A 16,149-nucleotide genomic window follows, 5' to 3' on the forward strand; every position below is an offset into this window, starting at 1 on the left:
CTTTGCCGATCAAACGATGTACTCTTCGAGCGCCGGTTCTTGTTTACAGAGTCGACGCCAGTCAACGATAGGCATCCGTATCTGCATACCTACGCTGCCATCCTCTTCCGTCCACTCTTTTTCTATTGCCTGAAGCTGATAAAACCGGCTTCTTAAACGCCCCTCTTCCGCTGGCAGTCGCAGCGTGTGCTGCGCAACTTCGCCGGCAAGACGTTCTGTCAAAGCCTGGAATAACAGTGGTACGCCAGCCCCCGTCTGGGCGGAGAGCCAGACGCGGGTCGGTTTGTTCTCTTCATCTCTGTCGATACGCGGCTCGAAATCCTCCAGCATATCGATCTTGTTCATCACCAGCAGCGTCGGGATTTCGTGTGCGTCGATCTCTTCGAGCACCGTGTTCACCGCGTCGATATTTTCCTGCACGCGCACATCAGCGCCGTCAATCACGTGCAGCAGCAGCGTCGCCTGGCGCGTCTCCTGCAGCGTTGCTTTAAACGCGGCAACCAGATCGTGCGGCAGGTGGCGAATAAAGCCGACGGTATCGGCCAGTACGGTTTCACCGACATCTGCGACGTCAATGCGGCGCAACGTCGGATCCAGCGTGGCGAACAGCTGGTCAGCTGCGTAGACCTGCGCTTCGGTTATCTGGTTAAACAGCGTCGATTTACCGGCGTTGGTATAACCCACCAGTGAAACCGTAGGAATATCCGCCTTAGTACGGGAACGACGCCCCTGTTCACGCTGTTTCTCAACCTTTTCCAGGCGCGAGAGGATTTGAGTAATGCGATTACGTAACAAACGACGGTCGGTTTCGAGCTGGGTTTCACCCGGACCACGCAAACCAATCCCGCCCTTCTGTCTTTCAAGGTGGGTCCAGCCACGCACAAGGCGCGTCGCCAGATGGCGCAACTGCGCCAGTTCTACCTGCAATTTCCCCTCGTGCGTTCGTGCACGCTGGGCAAAAATATCCAAAATCAGGCCGGTGCGATCGATAACGCGACATTCGCACAGTCGCTCCAGGTTACGTTCCTGGGCAGGGGATAGCGCATGATCAAAGAGTACGACGGACGCACCCGTTGCTTTTACGGCTTCTGCAATCTCGACTGCTTTACCTTCACCAACGAAATATTTGGGGTGCGGTGCTTTACGGCTACCGGTAATCACCTGCATTGCTTCGACACCGGCGGAAGAGACCAGAGCTTCAAACTCCTGGAGATCTTCCATATCTTTGTCTTGCGAAAAATAGATGTGTACCAGCACCGCCTGCTCACCGGCGTCATAACGGTCAAACAAGCGTAAACCCTCATTAAATACCAGCGGGGAACACAGCGAAACTGGCTCCCCGATCTGGAAATCAGCCTTCAACCTTACTCGGTTTCTTCGCTGTCCTGCTGTGCAGAGCCTTGCGCGTTGCTACCATGATGGTAGTTGTTGTTGGAGCCGCCACCCGCATTGTTGCTGTGATGTGAAACCGGGCGGGACGGAACAACAGTTGAAATCGCGTGCTTATAAACCATCTGGCTGACTGTATTCTTCAGCAAAATTACGAACTGATCGAAAGACTCAATCTGTCCTTGCAGTTTGATACCATTCACCAAATAAATTGAAACTGGAACACGTTCCCGACGCAGTGCGTTCAGGAACGGATCTTGTAAAGATTGCCCCTTAGCCATTCTATCTTTTCCTTATATGCTTGTTTTGTACTTAGAACCCGGAAGCTCTGAAAACTGCGTAAAAATTTGCGCACGATACGCGGTAATTGTACACATTCACCCTGCGATAGCACTAACTACCTGTAACACGTCATGGTAAGACTTTTCTGGCTTTTCACTCTCTAACCAGTGAACCTCATCCCATCCGCGTAGCCAGGTCATCTGTCGCTTGGCTAACTGCCTCGTCGCGCAAATACCTCGATAAACCATTTCATCGTATGAAATCTCGCCTTCAAGATAGGACCACATCTGGCGGTATCCCACACAACGAACGGAAGGCATATCCGTATGCAAATCTCCGCGAGCAAATAGCGCCCGCACTTCTGCTTCAAAACCTGAAGCTAACATCTGGTGAAAACGCTGCTCGATTCGCTGATGGAGCAGTTCACGGCTCGCCGGGGCGATGGCGAACTGATGCACCTGGTAAGGCAGAGCGTCTCCTGACGTTTGCGTCAGATCTGTTAAAGTTTTACCCGAAATGAAAAAAACTTCCAGTGCCCGGGAAAGCCTTTGCGGATCATTCGGATGGATTCGTGCTGCAGCGACAGGATCGATTATCTGTAACTGCGCATGTAACGCATCCCATCCACGCTCTGCAGCCTGCTGTTCAATCTCGGCTCGTACCTTCGGATCGGCTGATGGCAAGGGGGATAATCCTTCCAGCAGCGCCTTAAAGTAGAGCATCGTGCCGCCCACCAGCAGAGGAATACGGCCTGCATCGGTGATCGCTTTCATTTCGGCCAGCGCATCGCGGCGGAAATCAGCTGCCGAGTAGGCCTGCGCCGGATCCCGGATATCAAGCAACCGGTGCGGCGCAGCGCGAAGCTCTTCCGCGTTCGGTTTAGCTGTACCGATATCCATGCCTTGATAAATAAGGGCTGAATCAACGCTTATCAACTCAACTGGCAAAACTTTACGTAACGCGATTGCGAGCGCTGTTTTACCGGAGGCCGTTGGGCCCATCAAAAAAATTGCCTTCGGCAGGCTTGCCTTACTCACTTCACTCATCGTTCAGGGCGTTCATCGCCTTTTGTAAATCAACAGGTTGTAATAAACCATCCGGCGGGGTCTTTACCAGATGCGGACAAAGCCGTTCGACGTCGGCCAATAAAGTGATCGCCTGAGCGACGCTCCACTGCGCATGTTCGGTCGCCAGACGGCGCGCCAGCCAGTGGGCAATATTCACCGCGTCAATGCTTGCCTGCTGCGCCAGGTAGCCTAACAGTTCAGGAATCAAGTTTTGTAAATTTTGTTGGCGCAAGGGTAAAGGCACCGCGCGAATGGTCACGTGATGGCCATCCGGCACAAATTCGATGCCCATTTGCGTCAGCACGGGCTGCGCGCGCTTAAGCGCCGCGCTCTCATCAGTGGAAATTTTCAGCCGTACCGGAATCAATAGCGGCTGCCCGCAGCCCGGCCCATTATCCGGCGAGAGCTGCGCATGACGCAGCCAGCGCTCGGCCACTGGCAGTGCCAGCAGCGCCAGCTTGCCGTCGCGTTCAAGCAGCGCGTAGTGTGGGGCAATCAGCGTCAGCACGCGGCCAAAACTCTGGCTGTGCCCGTCGAGCGCTGGCGTTGCAGCGGGTGCTCGCTTCTCCGCTTTCGGCTCAACCACCGGCGTTTCCAGCAGCTTCTGGTAGAGCGCGCCCTGCTGTTTCTGGTAACCCGGCTGCGCATTCGGCCAGCCGCGATCGCTGCTCGCAGGCGTACGGGAAGAGGCACCGGAGGAGGACCCACCGCTGGAAGAGGATGAATAGGATCCAGCCTCGGGTTCGCGCGCAGCACGTGGTTCAGCAAACTGATTGCGCCCGGCGGCAACGCGGTTTTCCGGCAGCGCGCGCGGCGCAGGTTCGTCCGAGAGCGGCAGCGTCGCGTCAAGCTGTTGCTGCAACACGCTCAGCACGCCCTGATAGATAAAATCATGCACCAGCCGCGACTGGTGAAAGCGCACCTCATGCTTAGCTGGGTGGACGTTGACATCCACCTGATGCGGGTCGATCTCCAGGTAGAGCACAAAAGCGGGTTGCTGATCGGCACCGAGCTTATCTTCGCAGGCCTGGCGAATGGCATGGTTAATCAACCGGTCGCGCATCATGCGGCCATTCACATAGCAGTATTGAATATCGGTAAACGCAGCAGTGTTGCTATTGGGATCGGCAACCCAGCCGCGCAGGGCTAAATCGCCGTGCTGCCACTCAATCTCCAGTGCCTTTTCAAGAAAAGGCATCCCGCAAATGGCACCCAGACGACGCTCTTTCTGCCCGCCTTGCGCGACCGCGCGGTACTGGCGCACCATCTTACCGTTATGGTTGAGGTTAATAGTGACGTCGAAGCGCGCCAGTGCGATGCGGCGGATCACCTCATCGATATGGTTGAACTCAGTCTTTTCCGTACGCATAAACTTGCGCCGCGCCGGGGTGTTGTAGAAGAGATCCAGCACTTCAAGCGTGGTGCCAACCGGGTGAGCGGCCGGTTTTACCGTGACCGCCATTTCGCGCCCTTCGGCATAGGCCTGCCACGCTTCCTGCTGCTCAGCGGTGCGCGAAGTGAGCGTTAAGCGTGAAACCGAACTGATACTCGCCAGCGCTTCGCCGCGAAAGCCGAGGCTAATGATCGCTTCTAAATCATCAAGAGAAGCAATCTTACTGGTGGCATGACGCGCTAACGCCAGCGCAAGTTCCTCTTTTTTGATCCCGCAGCCGTTATCGCGGATGCGGATAAGCTTGGCGCCGCCGCGCTCAATATCGATATCGATGCGTGTTGCACCAGCATCAAGGCTGTTCTCCACCAGCTCTTTCACTACCGACGCAGGACGCTCAACCACTTCGCCTGCGGCGATCTGGTTCGCAAGCTGTGGCGGTAGAACCTGTATCGGCATGAAAAGAATCCTTAGTTAAGCAGACCATCTGCGGGCGCGCCCGCATTCGCCATTTGCGCACCGCCCTGCGGGGCTGATTGCAGAGGATGCGCAAGGAAGTAGTTACGCAGGCCGCCATAAATGGCCGCCGCGATTTGCTGTTGGTAATCGTCGCTGGCAAGCAGTCGCTCTTCGCTGCGATTGCTAATAAACCCGGTTTCCACCAGCACAGAGGGAATATCCGGCGAGCGCAGCACGCCAAGGCTCGCATGCTCCGGGCGGCGTTTATGCAGCGCGCCCACGCGTTGAAGCTGGCTCAGCATATTGGTGGCGACATCATAGCCGACGCGCTGGGAGTGGCCGAATTGCAGATCGAGCACCGCCTGGCTGAGATAAGGGTCGGACTGGCTGTTAGCCAGCACATCGCCCGCACCGCCCAGCAGTTCGGACTGCTTCTCATGCTGCTCAAGCCAGCTTGCCATTTCGCTGTTTGCGCGGCGGTTAGAGAGCACCCACACCGAGGCGCCCGTCGCGTCGCGGTTTGGCGCGGCATCCGCATGAATCGAAACCAGGAAGTTGGCGTTCTGTTTACGCGCCACGTCCGAACGGCCCATCACTGAAATAAAGTAGTCGCCGTCGCGGGTCATCACGGGCTTAAACATCGGGTCGGCATTGAGCAAAGCGCGAAGCTTACGCGCGATGGCAATCGTCACGCTCTTCTCCTGCGTGCCGCCAGCGCCAATCGCGCCGGGATCCTGACCGCCGTGACCGGCATCAATCGCAATAATCACTTTATCGCCCGAGGCCGCGCGCGTCTGTGCGGCGGGCCGGGTGGTGGTATTACTGCTCACCACGCTGGTAATGCGATCGTTATCCGGTTTAAACGGGTTGCGCGCAGGCGCGGTTGGTTGCGGCCTCATAACCGGGGCCTCGGCGCGCTTCACCACCACGGGCGGCGGCGGAGGCGGAGGTGGCGCATCGGCATCGATGGTGAAGACCACTGTATACCCTGCTCCGCTCTGCTGTTTTACCGCGCGGGTTTTGCCGTTTTGCGTCAGGTCGACCACCAGGCGGATCGACTGGTTATCTTTCGCCGTCCCGGCACGGATGCTCTTTACCAGGTTATTACCGCTAAATTGCAGCGGTAGCCCCTGGATAATGCCGGTCTGCTTAATATCGAGCGCCACGCTGCGCTTGCCCTGCTGGCTAAACGCATAGTCAGGATCGCCCATAAAACTGAAGGTGATACGTGCCTGGTTCTCGCCATTCGATACCTGAATATCCGCTAAACTCGCGGCGTTAACCTGGAAACAGAGCATCAACAGCGTAAGCGCCAACCAACTTGTTATGCGAGAGATCATCCCGTCACCTTTCCTGTTAACCAGCCATACGCGCCAGTAACGATTCGCCCGATGAGGATACCGCGCCAATGCGCGCCTCACGCCCCTGCGCCTGATAATCTAAATGGATTTCAATATCCGGCTCCGGCAATACGCCTGTGCCCTGCTGCGGCCACTCGACGAGGCAGATCGCGTCGTTGGCAAAATAGTCGCGGATGCCCATAAACTCCAGCTCTTCCGGATCGGCGAGCCGATAGAGATCGAAGTGATAGACCATCAGCTTATCGAGGTCGTACGGCTCCACCAGCGTGTAGGTCGGGCTTTTCACATTCCCGTTGTGGCCCAGTGCCTGCAGAAAGCCGCGGCTAAAGGTCGTTTTGCCGGCACCAAGATCGCCATACAGATAGATCACCGTTGCGCCCGCGCACGCTTGCGCCAAGCGCTGGCCGAGATCGAGGGTGGCTTGTTCATCAGGTAAAGGGATCACGCGATTAATCATTTTCTGTATCAATTACATCCGGGTTAACAACACGCAGCAGCGTGCTAAAAAGATCGGTAGCCAGCATGCCGCGCTGGCCATACTGCGCCGCCCGCAGATCCGCCGCCGCGCCGTGCGCGACGCAGCCTGCACAAGCAGCATCATACAAACTGAATTTCTGTCCGAGCAGCGCGCCGATAATACCAGAGAGCACATCGCCCATGCCGCCGCTGCCCATTCCGGCATTGCCGGCATCAATAATACCGCATTCGCCGTCTGCGCTCGCCACCACCGTGCCCGCGCCTTTCAGCACCACCACGCCCGCATAGCGTTTTACCAGACGCTGCGCCGAAAGTAAGCGATCACTCTCAATTTCCGCCACGCTGCAGTTAAGCAGACGCGCCGCTTCGCCGGGGTGCGGCGTCAATACGCGATTGTGACGTTTATCGGGGTTGATTGCCAGAAGGTTCAGCGCATCCGCATCCCACAGCATCGGTTTACGGAAGTTCTCAACTTTTTGCAGAGCTTTTTTGCCCCACTCCTGCTGCCCAAGGCCGGGGCCAATCACCACCACGTCGGCCCATTCGAGGCTCTCATCAAGAGACTCTGGCGTAAGTTCATCAACCATAAGTTCCGGCCGCTGGGTGATGATGGGGGCAATGTTCTCGCGGCGCGTTAGAATACGCACTAGACCAGCACCGGTGCGCAGAGCCGCTTCGCCCGTCATACGAATCGCGCCCGCCGTACCGTGGTCGCCGCCAATGATCACCAGCCGCCCGTTATCACCTTTATGAGAGGTTGGCGGGCGCGGCGTAAACCATTCTGAAAGTTGGCTGGCGTCAAAACGGGAAAGGGGTGGCTGCTGCCCATCAAGCCAGGCCTCAAGCCCCAGCGCATGGTGATGCAATTGCCCTACCACATCGCGCGCTTTGCCGGTCAGCAGGCCCGGTTTCAAGGCGATAAAAGTTATGGTGTGGCTGGCCTGAATCACTGCACCGGGTGTTGTGCCGGTCTGTGCATTAAGGCCAGAAGGGATATCAAGGGCAATACGCGGCGCAGCGTGCTGGTTGGCGCGCGTAATCAGCGCCGCAACGTTGTCGCGCGGTGCGCTGCTCAAGCCAGTGCCGAGCAGGCCGTCGATAATCAGATCAACACCTTCAGGCCAGAGCGCCTCTTCGGCGTGGATCATGCCGCCGGCATTGAGCCAGGCCTCACGTGCCTGCGTCGCCTCTTCAGGCAGCGGTTTATCGCTCCCTAGTGCGATGAGGGTAACCTCAATGCCCGCAGCGGCAGCAAGGCGCGCGACCACATAGCCATCGCCGCCGTTATTGCCATGCCCGCAGAGCACCAGCCAGTGCTGCGCCGCAGGGAAATTATCCCGCGACACCTGAAAGGCGGCCTGGCCTGCGCGCAGCATCAATTCGTATAACGTAATGCCGAGGCTGTCGGCCGCCTCTTGTTCGAGACGTTTCAGGTCGCCAGCAGGCCAGATGGAGTGTGGTATACTTGCCGCGTTTTTTTTCATCTCTATGGTCCGTCATGTCACAGCCCCTCGATCTCAATCAGTTAGCGCAACAAATCAAGCAATGGGGCACTGAATTAGGTTTTCAGCAGGTCGGTATTACCGATACCGATCTCACCGCCAGCGAGCCGAAGCTGCAGGCGTGGCTGGATAAGCAGTATCACGGCGAGATGGAGTGGATGGCGCGTCACGGTATGATGCGCGCCCGCCCCCATGAGCTTCTCCCCGGCACGCTTCGCGTTATCAGCGTACGGATGAACTACCTGCCGCCGAACGCGGCCTTCGCCAGCACGCTAAAAAATCCGGCGCTCGGCTATGTCAGCCGCTACGCGCTGGGTCGCGATTATCATAAGCTGCTGCGCAGCCGCCTTAAAAAGCTCGGCGAGCTGATCCAGCAGCAGTGTGCTTCGCTGAATTTTAGACCGTTTGTCGACTCTGCGCCCATTCTTGAGCGGCCGCTGGCGGAAAAAGCCGGGCTTGGCTGGACAGGTAAGCACTCACTTATTCTCAGCCGCGATGCAGGGTCGTTTTTCTTTCTTGGCGAACTGCTGATTGATCTGCCTTTGCCTATCGATCAACCGGTCGAGGAAGCGTGCGGACGCTGCGTCGCCTGCATGACCATCTGCCCAACCGGGGCGATTGTCGAGCCCTATACCGTCGATGCGCGCCGCTGTATCTCCTATCTCACCATTGAGTTAGAGGGTGCGATCCCCGAGGAATTTCGCCCGCTTATCGGTAACCGGATTTACGGCTGCGATGACTGTCAGCTTATCTGCCCGTGGAACCGCTTCTCGCAGCTTACGGATGAGCCGGATTTCAGCCCGCGCAAAGCCCTGCACGCGCCAGCATTGATTGAATTGTTCGCCTGGAGTGAAGCGCACTTTTTGAAAGTCACGGAGGGGTCGGCTATTCGCCGTATCGGTCACCTGCGCTGGCTGCGCAATATTGCGGTCGCGCTGGGCAATGCGCCGTGGGATGAGGCTAATATTGTGGCGCTGAAACAGCGGCTGGGTGAGCACCCACTTCTTGATGAGCACATAACCTGGGCGATTGCGCAGCAAATTGAGAAGCGTAATGCCTGCGTCGTTGAGGTGCAGCTGCCACAAAAACAGCGCCTGGTGCGGGTGGTTGAAAAGGGTCTGCCGCGCGATGCCTGAGCCATCCACAGCTTGTGAATAAAATTAAAAACACATTACGTTTCAACGTTAACAAATTCGTCAAGCGATCGTGTTAACATTTTGACATGTTATTTTTATTTTAAAATTCAGTAAGTTACAACGAGATAATCTGATAAGCGAAGCAATAGAATCCAGGCTAAGCAAAGCTCACCCTGTGGATAACTCTGTTCACAATACTTTTTTAGCACGAAAGGAAATCGCCCGCAGCGCGCTTCTTCGCTGTGGATAATTTTTTGGAGATGAAAGATTGGAGCGGGAAACGAGACTCGAACTCGCGACCCCGACCTTGGCAAGGTCGTGCTCTACCAACTGAGCTATTCCCGCATACTTATCTGGCCTGGCTAATCGCCGTGAACCAGTAAATCTGGATGGTGCGTGCCTTGAGGCATTTCAAATTTGGAGCGGGAAACGAGACTCGAACTCGCGACCCCGACCTTGGCAAGGTCGTGCTCTACCAACTGAGCTATTCCCGCATATTTATCTGGCCTGGCTAATCGCCGTGAACCAGTAAATCTGGATGGTGCGTGCCTTGAGGCAATTCAAATTTGGAGCGGGAAACGAGACTCGAACTCGCGACCCCGACCTTGGCAAGGTCGTGCTCTACCAACTGAGCTATTCCCGCTTATCAGCGCTATTTCAACAAGTTAAAGCATTTAACCGCTGAAATTTCGTGATGCCGTGTTTCACATTTCTGTGTCTTCACGGGAGGCGCATTATACGAGAAATCATTCCTGCTGCAAGCCCCTGAAAGCAAATTTTCGTTTTTTTTGTTTAACTGCCGATTTAATCGACAAAACGCACATTTTTGCAGCAAAACCGCGCCAGCACTGGTTTGCAGAGCCGAAAACGACATATCGGCTCTGCGCACGCAGACGCTTACAGTTTAATAAAGTGTTCGCGGTAGTAAGCCAGCTCCGCCACCGATTCGCGAATATCATCCAGCGCCTGGTGAGTATTCTGCTTTTTCAGGCCGGTCAGCACTTCCGGTTTCCAGCGGCGCGCCAGCTCTTTCAGGGTGCTGACATCCAGGTAGCGATAGTGGAAGTAGGCTTCCAGCTCCGGCATGTACTTAAACAGGAAACGGCGATCCTGGCCGATGCTGTTGCCGCAAATGGGCGATTTACCGGCCGGTACCCACTCTTTCAGAAACTCAATCGTCGCCAGCTCCGCCGCGCGATCGTCAAAGGTGCTCGCTTTAACGCGTTCAACCAGGCCGCTGCCGGTGTGGGTTCGCACGTTCCACTCATCCATCAACGCCAGCTGCGCGTCGGATTGATGCACTGCCATCACCGGCCCTTCCGCCAGGATATTGAGGTTGGCGTCGGTCACCAGTGTCGCGATCTCAATAATGCGATCGCGCTCGGGATCTAAGCCCGTCATTTCGAGATCAATCCAAATGAGGTTGTTTTCATTTGCGCTCATGCTATTTTCCACCCTTATCGCGTCACTATATTCATCCAGAATTGAGTGTATCATAGAGGTTTTGCCCATCCGGGGCGACCAGGAGCCAGCACGATTGAGTAAAAATAAACTCTCCAAGGGACAGCAGCGCCGCGTTAAAGCGAACCATGAGCGCCGACTGAAAACCTCGACGGAGAAACCCGATTACGATGACAACCTGTTTGGCGAAACGGCCGAAGGGGTGGTCATTAGCCGCTTTGGTATGCATGCCGATGTAGAATCCGTCGACGGCGATGTGCATCGCTGCAATATTCGCCGCACTATCCGCTCGCTGGTTACCGGCGATCGCGTGGTCTGGCGGCCAGGCAAAGCGGCCGCGGAAGGCGTCAACGTGAAAGGGATTGTCGAAGCGGTGCACGAGCGTACCTCGGTGCTGACGCGCCCGGATTTCTACGATGGCGTTAAACCCATCGCCGCCAATATCGATCAAATCGTTATCGTCTCGGCGATCCTGCCTGAACTCTCACTCAACATTATTGACCGCTATCTGGTGGCCTGCGAAGCGCTGGACGTTGAACCGCTGCTGGTGCTGAATAAAACCGATCTGCTGGATGAAGAGGGCCTGGCGTTCGTCAACGAGCAGATGGATATCTATCGTCATATTGGCTACCGCGTATTGATGGTCTCCAGCCATGCGAAAGATGGCCTTGATCCGCTGATCGCAGCCTTGACCGATCGCATTAGCATCTTTGCCGGCCAGTCCGGCGTCGGCAAATCGAGCCTGCTCAATGCGCTGCTCGGCCTCAACGAGGAGCAGATCCTCACTAATGACGTCTCTGACGTTTCAGGTTTGGGCCAGCACACCACCACCGCCGCGCGCCTCTACCACTTCCCGCAGGGCGGCGATGTGATTGATTCTCCGGGCGTGCGCGAGTTTGGCCTCTGGCATCTCGAACCGGAACAAATCACCCACGGTTTTGTCGAATTCCATGATTATCTCGGTCACTGTAAATATCGCGACTGCAAGCACGATACCGATCCCGGTTGTGCGATCCGCGAAGCGGTAGAGAACGGCAAAATCGCGGAGAGCCGCTTCGAAAATTATCACCGTATTCTCGAAAGCATGTCGCAGGTAAAGACGCGTAAAAGCTTTTCTGAATCAGATGACTGACAACTAAGCTAAGCGTCGTTAGAATCGTCCCCCATTTTAAGACTCCGACGCCGGGCGTCGGGTCAGGAACGACAGTAAACAATGGCCTGGAGGCTACCTTGTTAAACTCATTCAAACTTTCGCTTCAATACATTCTGCCGAAACTGTGGCTCACTCGCCTGGCGGGCTGGGGCGCAAGCAAACGTGCAGGCTGGCTGACCAAACTGGTTATCGATCTGTTCGTGAAATACTACAAGGTCGATATGAAAGAGGCGCAGAAGCCGGATACCGCCAGCTACCGCTCTTTTAACGAATTCTTCGTCCGCCCGCTGCGCGACGAAGTACGCCCGCTCAATACCGATCCGAACGTGCTGGTGATGCCGGCGGATGGCGTAGTAAGCCAGCTTGGCGCAATCGACAATGACAAAATCCTGCAGGCTAAAGGCCATAACTACAGCCTTGAAGCGCTGCTGGCAGGCAACTACCTGATGGCGGATCTGTTCCGTAACGGTAGCTTTGTCACCACCTACCTCTCGCCGCGCGACTACCACCGCGTGCATATGCCGTGCAACGGCATCCTGCGTGAAATGATCTATGTGCCGGGCGACCTCTTCTCCGTTAACCACTTAACGGCGCAGAACGTACCTAACCTCTTCGCCCGTAACGAGCGCGTCATCTGCCTGTTCGACACTGAGTTTGGCCCGATGGCGCAAATTCTTGTTGGCGCGACCATTGTTGGCAGCATCGAAACCGTCTGGGCGGGTACCGTTACGCCGCCGCGCGAAGGGATCATCAAACGCTGGACCTTCCCGGAAGGCGAAAGCGAAGGTGCGGTCGCGCTGTTGAAAGGCCAGGAGATGGGCCGCTTTAAGCTCGGTTCCACCGTTATCAACCTGTTTGCGCCGGGTAAAGTGCAGCTGGTTGAAGCGCTACGCAGCCTCTCAGTGACCAAAATCGGCCAGCCGCTGGCGCTCTCCACCGAGCCGTTTGTGCCGGTTGATGCGCAGGAGCCTGCGCCGCTGCCGGAAGAAGAAATTAAAGCGGAACATGACGCCAACCCGCTGGTTGACGACACCAAAGAAGACGTTTAAGCCTCGCCCCAGGGAGACTGTAGTGCGCCTGATTATCGCTTTTCTGATGGCCTGGTGCCTCAGCCAGGGAGCCGTTGCCGCAACGGCTCCCGATGCCCGTCAAATTGCCCAGGAGCTGGAGCAAGCCAAAGCGGCGAAAAACACGCCGGACCAGGCGGAAATTGTTGAAACGCTGCAAGGCGCGCTGAACGCCCTCGATGAGCGTAAAGGCTCCCTTGAACACGCCCAGCAGTATCAGGAAGTTATCGACAACTTCCCTAAACTTTCCCGCACCCTTCGCGCCCAGCTCGATAATCTGCGCGACGATCCCCCTTCTGTTTCACCCGGCATGAGCAGCGACGCGCTCAACCAGGAGATCCTGCAAGTCAGCAGCCAGCTGCTGGAGAAGACGCGCCAGGCGCAGCAGGAGCAGGAGCGCGCGCGGGAGATCAGCGACTCCTTAAGCCAGCTTCCCCAGCAGCAAACCGACGCCCGCCGCCAGGTGACGGAAGTGGAGCGTCGCCTCGGGGCACAAACCAGCAACTCGGCGCTTGCCCAGGCGCAAAATTTTGCTGCCCAGGCAGAGTCGGCAAAGCTGAAAGCAGTGGTTGATGAATTAGAGCTGGCGCAGCTTTCAGCCAACAACCGCCAGGAGCTGGCGCGTATGCGCTCAGAGCTGGCGCAAAAGCAGAGCGAGCGGCTGGATGCTTATCTGCAGGCGCTGCGTAATCAACTCAACAGCCAGCGTCAGCGCGAAGCCGAGCAGGCACTGGAGAGCACGGAGATGCTGGCGGAAAATAGCGCGAACCTGCCCGCCAGCATCGTTGAGCAGTTCCGTATCAACCGCGAGCTATCCCAGGCGCTGAACCAGCAGGCGCAGCGCATGGATCTGGTCGCTTCACAGCAGCGCCAGGCAACCGGGCAAACGCTACAGGTGCGCCAGGCGCTCAATACCCTGCGCGAGCAGTCCCAGTGGCTCGGCGCATCGAATATGCTCGGCGAAGCGCTGCGCGCGCAGGTGGCTCGTCTGCCTGAAATGCCGAAACCGCAGCAGCTGGATACCGAAATGGCGCAGCTGCGCGTACACCGCATGCGTTATGAAGATCTGCTCAATAAGCAGCCGCAACTGCGACAGATTCGCCAGGCGGATGGCAAGGTGCTGACCGCTGAGCAAAACCGTATTCTCGAAGCCCAGCTGCGCACCCAGCGCGAACTGCTCAATTCGCTGTTGCAGGGCGGCGATACGCTGATCCTGGAGCTGACCAAACTTAAAGTTTCCAATAGCCAGCTCGAAGATGCGTTAAAAGAGGTGAATGAGGCGACCCACCGCTATCTCTTCTGGACGGCGGATGTCAGCCCGATGGGCTTCTCCTGGCCGCTTGAGATTGTGCAGGATCTGCGCCGCCTGCTGTCGCTGAACACCATCAGCCAGCTGGGCAAAGCCAGCGCGATGGTGCTGACCAGCAAAGAGACGCTCTTCCCGCTGTTTGGCGCGCTGATTCTGGTGGGGGTGAGTATTTACTCACGTCGCCACTTCACCCGCTTCCTGGAGCGCTCCAGCGCCCGCGTGGGCAAAGTGACCCAGGATCACTTCTGGCTCACCATGCGCACCGTCTTCTGGTCCATTCTGGTGGCGTCGCCATTACCGGTGTTGTGGGCAACGCTCGGCTACTGCTTGCAGGAGGCGTGGCCCTATCCGCTGGCGGTAGCGATTGGTGATGGTGTTACTGCCACCGTGCCGCTGCTATGGGCAGTGATGATCTGTGCGACCTTCGCGCGACCAACCGGGCTGTTTGTCGTCCACTTCGGCTGGCCGCGAAACCGCGTGGCGCGCGGATTACGTTACTACCTGATGAGCATCGGCTTTATCGTGCCGCTGATCATGGCGCTGATTATGTTCGATAACCTGAACGACCGGGAATTCTCCGGCTCGCTCGGTCGGCTCTGCTTTATCCTGATTTGCGGTGCGCTGGCGATTGTGACACTGAGCCTGAAACGCGCCGGCATTCCGCTGTATGTCGATAAGAGCGGCAACGGCGACAATATGGCTAACCATCTGCTGTGGAACCTGCTGCTTTGCGCCCCGCTGTCGGCGATTCTCGCTGCCGCGGTCGGTTACTTGGCAACCGCGCAGGCGCTGCTGGCAAGGCTGGAAACCTCCGTTGCTATCTGGTTCCTGCTGCTGGTGGTCTATCACATTATTCGCCGTTGGATGTTTATCCAGCGTCGCCGTCTGGCCTTCGAGCGTGCACGTCATCGACGCGCAGAAATCCTCGCGCAGCGCGCACGCGGTGAAGAGGATGCGGCACATCAGCTCAGCACCGAAGGCACCGCCGACATTGACGAGCCGGAAGTCGATCTCGACGCCATCAGCGTGCAGTCCCTGCGCCTGGTGCGCTCGATTTTGATGCTTATCGCCCTGCTGTCGGTGATTTTCCTCTGGTCTGAGATCCACTCTGCCTTCGGCTTCCTCGAGAATATTCCGCTGTGGGATGTCACCTCCACGGTACAGGGCGTTGAAAGTCTTGAACCGATCACCCTCGGCGCGGTGCTGATTGCCATTCTGGTGTTTATTATCACTACCCAGCTGGTGCGCAACCTTCCTGCGTTGCTTGAACTGGCGCTGTTGCAGCACCTTGAGCTGACGCCGGGGACAGGTTACGCCATTACCACCATCACCAAATATCTGCTGATGCTGTTTGGCGGGCTGGTGGGCTTCTCAATGATTGGTATTGAGTGGTCGAAGTTGCAGTGGCTGGTGGCCGCGCTCGGTGTTGGTCTCGGGTTTGGTTTACAGGAGATCTTCGCCAACTTTATCTCTGGCCTGATCATCCTGTTTGAGAAACCGATCCGTATCGGCGATACGGTGACGATCCGCGATTTGACCGGCAGCATTACCAAGATCAATACCCGAGCGACCACCATCAGTGACTGGGATCGCAAAGAGATCATCGTGCCGAATAAGGCCTTTATCACCGAGCAGTTTATTAACTGGTCGCTCTCGGACTCCGTCACGCGCGTGGTATTAACGGTGCCCGCGCCGGTCGATGCCAACAGCGAAGAGGTGACGCAGATCCTTTATACCGCCGCCGAGCGCTGTTCGCTGGTGATTGATAACCCGCCGCCGGAAGTGTTCCTGGTGGATTTGCAGCACGGGCTGCAGCTGTTTGAGCTGCGCATCTATGCGGCTGAGATGGGCCATCGTATGCCGCTGCGCCACGAAATCCACCAGCTTATTCTGGCGGGCTTCCGTGAACATGGCATCGACCTGCCCTTCCCGCCGTTCCAGATGCGCCTTGAGAGCCTCGACGGTAAACGCGCGGCCAAAACGTTGTCTTCAGCGGGGAGAAGCAGCCGCCCGGCGGGCAGCCTGTAACTCTTTGAGTGCCGGCTTATCCGGCCTGCGGAGGTGCTACTCTTCAGGCCGGGTAAGGCGTAGCCGCC

Annotated in this window: 12 protein-coding genes and 3 tRNA genes; 4 read left to right on the top strand and 11 right to left on the bottom strand. The window is 57.0% G+C overall.

Annotated features, from left to right (window positions below; genetic code table 11):
* Positions 1-9: 9 nt before the first annotated feature.
* The 7 genes from hflX to nnr all read right to left on the bottom strand — a co-directional run bounded on the left by hflX (position 10) and on the right by nnr (position 7,909).
* A complete protein-coding gene (gene hflX, locus EH164_RS20155) occupies positions 10-1,290 on the bottom strand; it encodes a ribosome rescue GTPase HflX (RefSeq protein ID WP_023478522.1) in 1,281 nt (426 codons plus the stop codon).
* Between the two features lie 74 nt (positions 1,291-1,364).
* The gene (hfq, locus tag EH164_RS20160) at positions 1,365-1,670 is read right to left on the bottom strand and encodes an RNA chaperone Hfq (RefSeq protein ID WP_023478362.1); all 306 of its coding nucleotides are present in this window, start codon (positions 1,668-1,670) and stop codon (positions 1,365-1,367) included.
* A 96-nt stretch (positions 1,671-1,766) separates the two neighbouring features.
* On the bottom strand, positions 1,767-2,717 hold the full coding sequence (miaA, locus tag EH164_RS20165; protein WP_124970427.1) for a tRNA (adenosine(37)-N6)-dimethylallyltransferase MiaA: 951 nt from the start codon (positions 2,715-2,717) through the stop codon (positions 1,767-1,769).
* The gene (gene mutL / locus EH164_RS20170) at positions 2,710-4,587 is read right to left on the bottom strand and encodes a DNA mismatch repair endonuclease MutL (RefSeq protein WP_124970430.1); all 1,878 of its coding nucleotides are present in this window, start codon (positions 4,585-4,587) and stop codon (positions 2,710-2,712) included. Before mutL ends, miaA begins: the two co-directional genes overlap by 8 nt.
* 11 nt (positions 4,588-4,598) lie before the next feature.
* A complete protein-coding gene (gene amiB, locus EH164_RS20175; RefSeq protein WP_124970433.1) occupies positions 4,599-5,927 on the bottom strand; it encodes an N-acetylmuramoyl-L-alanine amidase AmiB in 1,329 nt (442 codons plus the stop codon).
* A 16-nt stretch (positions 5,928-5,943) separates the two neighbouring features.
* Positions 5,944-6,405 carry a tRNA (adenosine(37)-N6)-threonylcarbamoyltransferase complex ATPase subunit type 1 TsaE gene (tsaE, locus tag EH164_RS20180; RefSeq protein WP_124970436.1) on the bottom strand — a complete coding sequence of 154 codons (462 nt, stop codon included), beginning with the start codon at positions 6,403-6,405 and terminating at the stop codon, positions 5,944-5,946.
* Positions 6,398-7,909: a bifunctional ADP-dependent NAD(P)H-hydrate dehydratase/NAD(P)H-hydrate epimerase gene (gene nnr / locus EH164_RS20185; RefSeq protein WP_124970439.1), complete on the bottom strand. Its 1,512-nt coding sequence runs from the start codon at positions 7,907-7,909 to the stop codon at positions 6,398-6,400. The genes tsaE and nnr overlap by 8 nt, the downstream gene beginning before the upstream one ends.
* A 14-nt stretch (positions 7,910-7,923) precedes the next feature.
* On the opposite strand from nnr, the gene queG reads away from it, so the two are divergent.
* Positions 7,924-9,063: a tRNA epoxyqueuosine(34) reductase QueG gene (gene queG, locus EH164_RS20190; RefSeq protein ID WP_124970442.1), complete on the top strand. Its 1,140-nt coding sequence runs from the start codon at positions 7,924-7,926 to the stop codon at positions 9,061-9,063.
* A gap of 269 nt (positions 9,064-9,332) precedes the next feature.
* Here the strand turns inward: queG and EH164_RS20195 are convergent.
* The 4 genes from EH164_RS20195 to orn form a co-directional block, all read right to left on the bottom strand.
* Positions 9,333-9,408, bottom strand: a tRNA-Gly gene (locus tag EH164_RS20195).
* Positions 9,409-9,481: 73 nt separating this feature from the next.
* Positions 9,482-9,557 (bottom strand) — tRNA-Gly (locus EH164_RS20200).
* A 73-nt stretch (positions 9,558-9,630) separates the two neighbouring features.
* Positions 9,631-9,706 (bottom strand) — tRNA-Gly (locus EH164_RS20205).
* 254 nt (positions 9,707-9,960) lie between these two features.
* Positions 9,961-10,506, bottom strand: a complete 546-nt coding sequence (orn, locus tag EH164_RS20210; RefSeq protein WP_023478488.1) for an oligoribonuclease — start codon at positions 10,504-10,506, stop codon at positions 9,961-9,963.
* A 94-nt stretch (positions 10,507-10,600) separates the two neighbouring features.
* On the opposite strand from orn, the gene rsgA reads away from it, so the two are divergent.
* From rsgA to mscM, 3 genes are all read left to right on the top strand, one after another.
* Positions 10,601-11,656 (top strand): small ribosomal subunit biogenesis GTPase RsgA, encoded by a 1,056-nt coding sequence (gene rsgA / locus EH164_RS20215; RefSeq protein WP_206430684.1) that lies wholly within the window; start codon positions 10,601-10,603, stop codon positions 11,654-11,656.
* Positions 11,657-11,754: 98 nt separating this feature from the next.
* Positions 11,755-12,726: an archaetidylserine decarboxylase gene (asd, locus tag EH164_RS20220; protein ID WP_124970445.1), complete on the top strand. Its 972-nt coding sequence runs from the start codon at positions 11,755-11,757 to the stop codon at positions 12,724-12,726.
* A gap of 22 nt (positions 12,727-12,748) precedes the next feature.
* A complete protein-coding gene (gene mscM / locus EH164_RS20225) occupies positions 12,749-16,081 on the top strand; it encodes a miniconductance mechanosensitive channel MscM (RefSeq protein ID WP_124970448.1) in 3,333 nt (1,110 codons plus the stop codon).
* The last annotated feature ends 68 nt before the right edge of the window (positions 16,082-16,149 follow it).

It is taken from the genome of Kosakonia sp. CCTCC M2018092 (genome assembly GCF_003864115.1).
In the GTDB taxonomy this organism is placed as follows: Bacteria; Pseudomonadota; Gammaproteobacteria; order Enterobacterales; family Enterobacteriaceae; genus Kosakonia; species Kosakonia cowanii.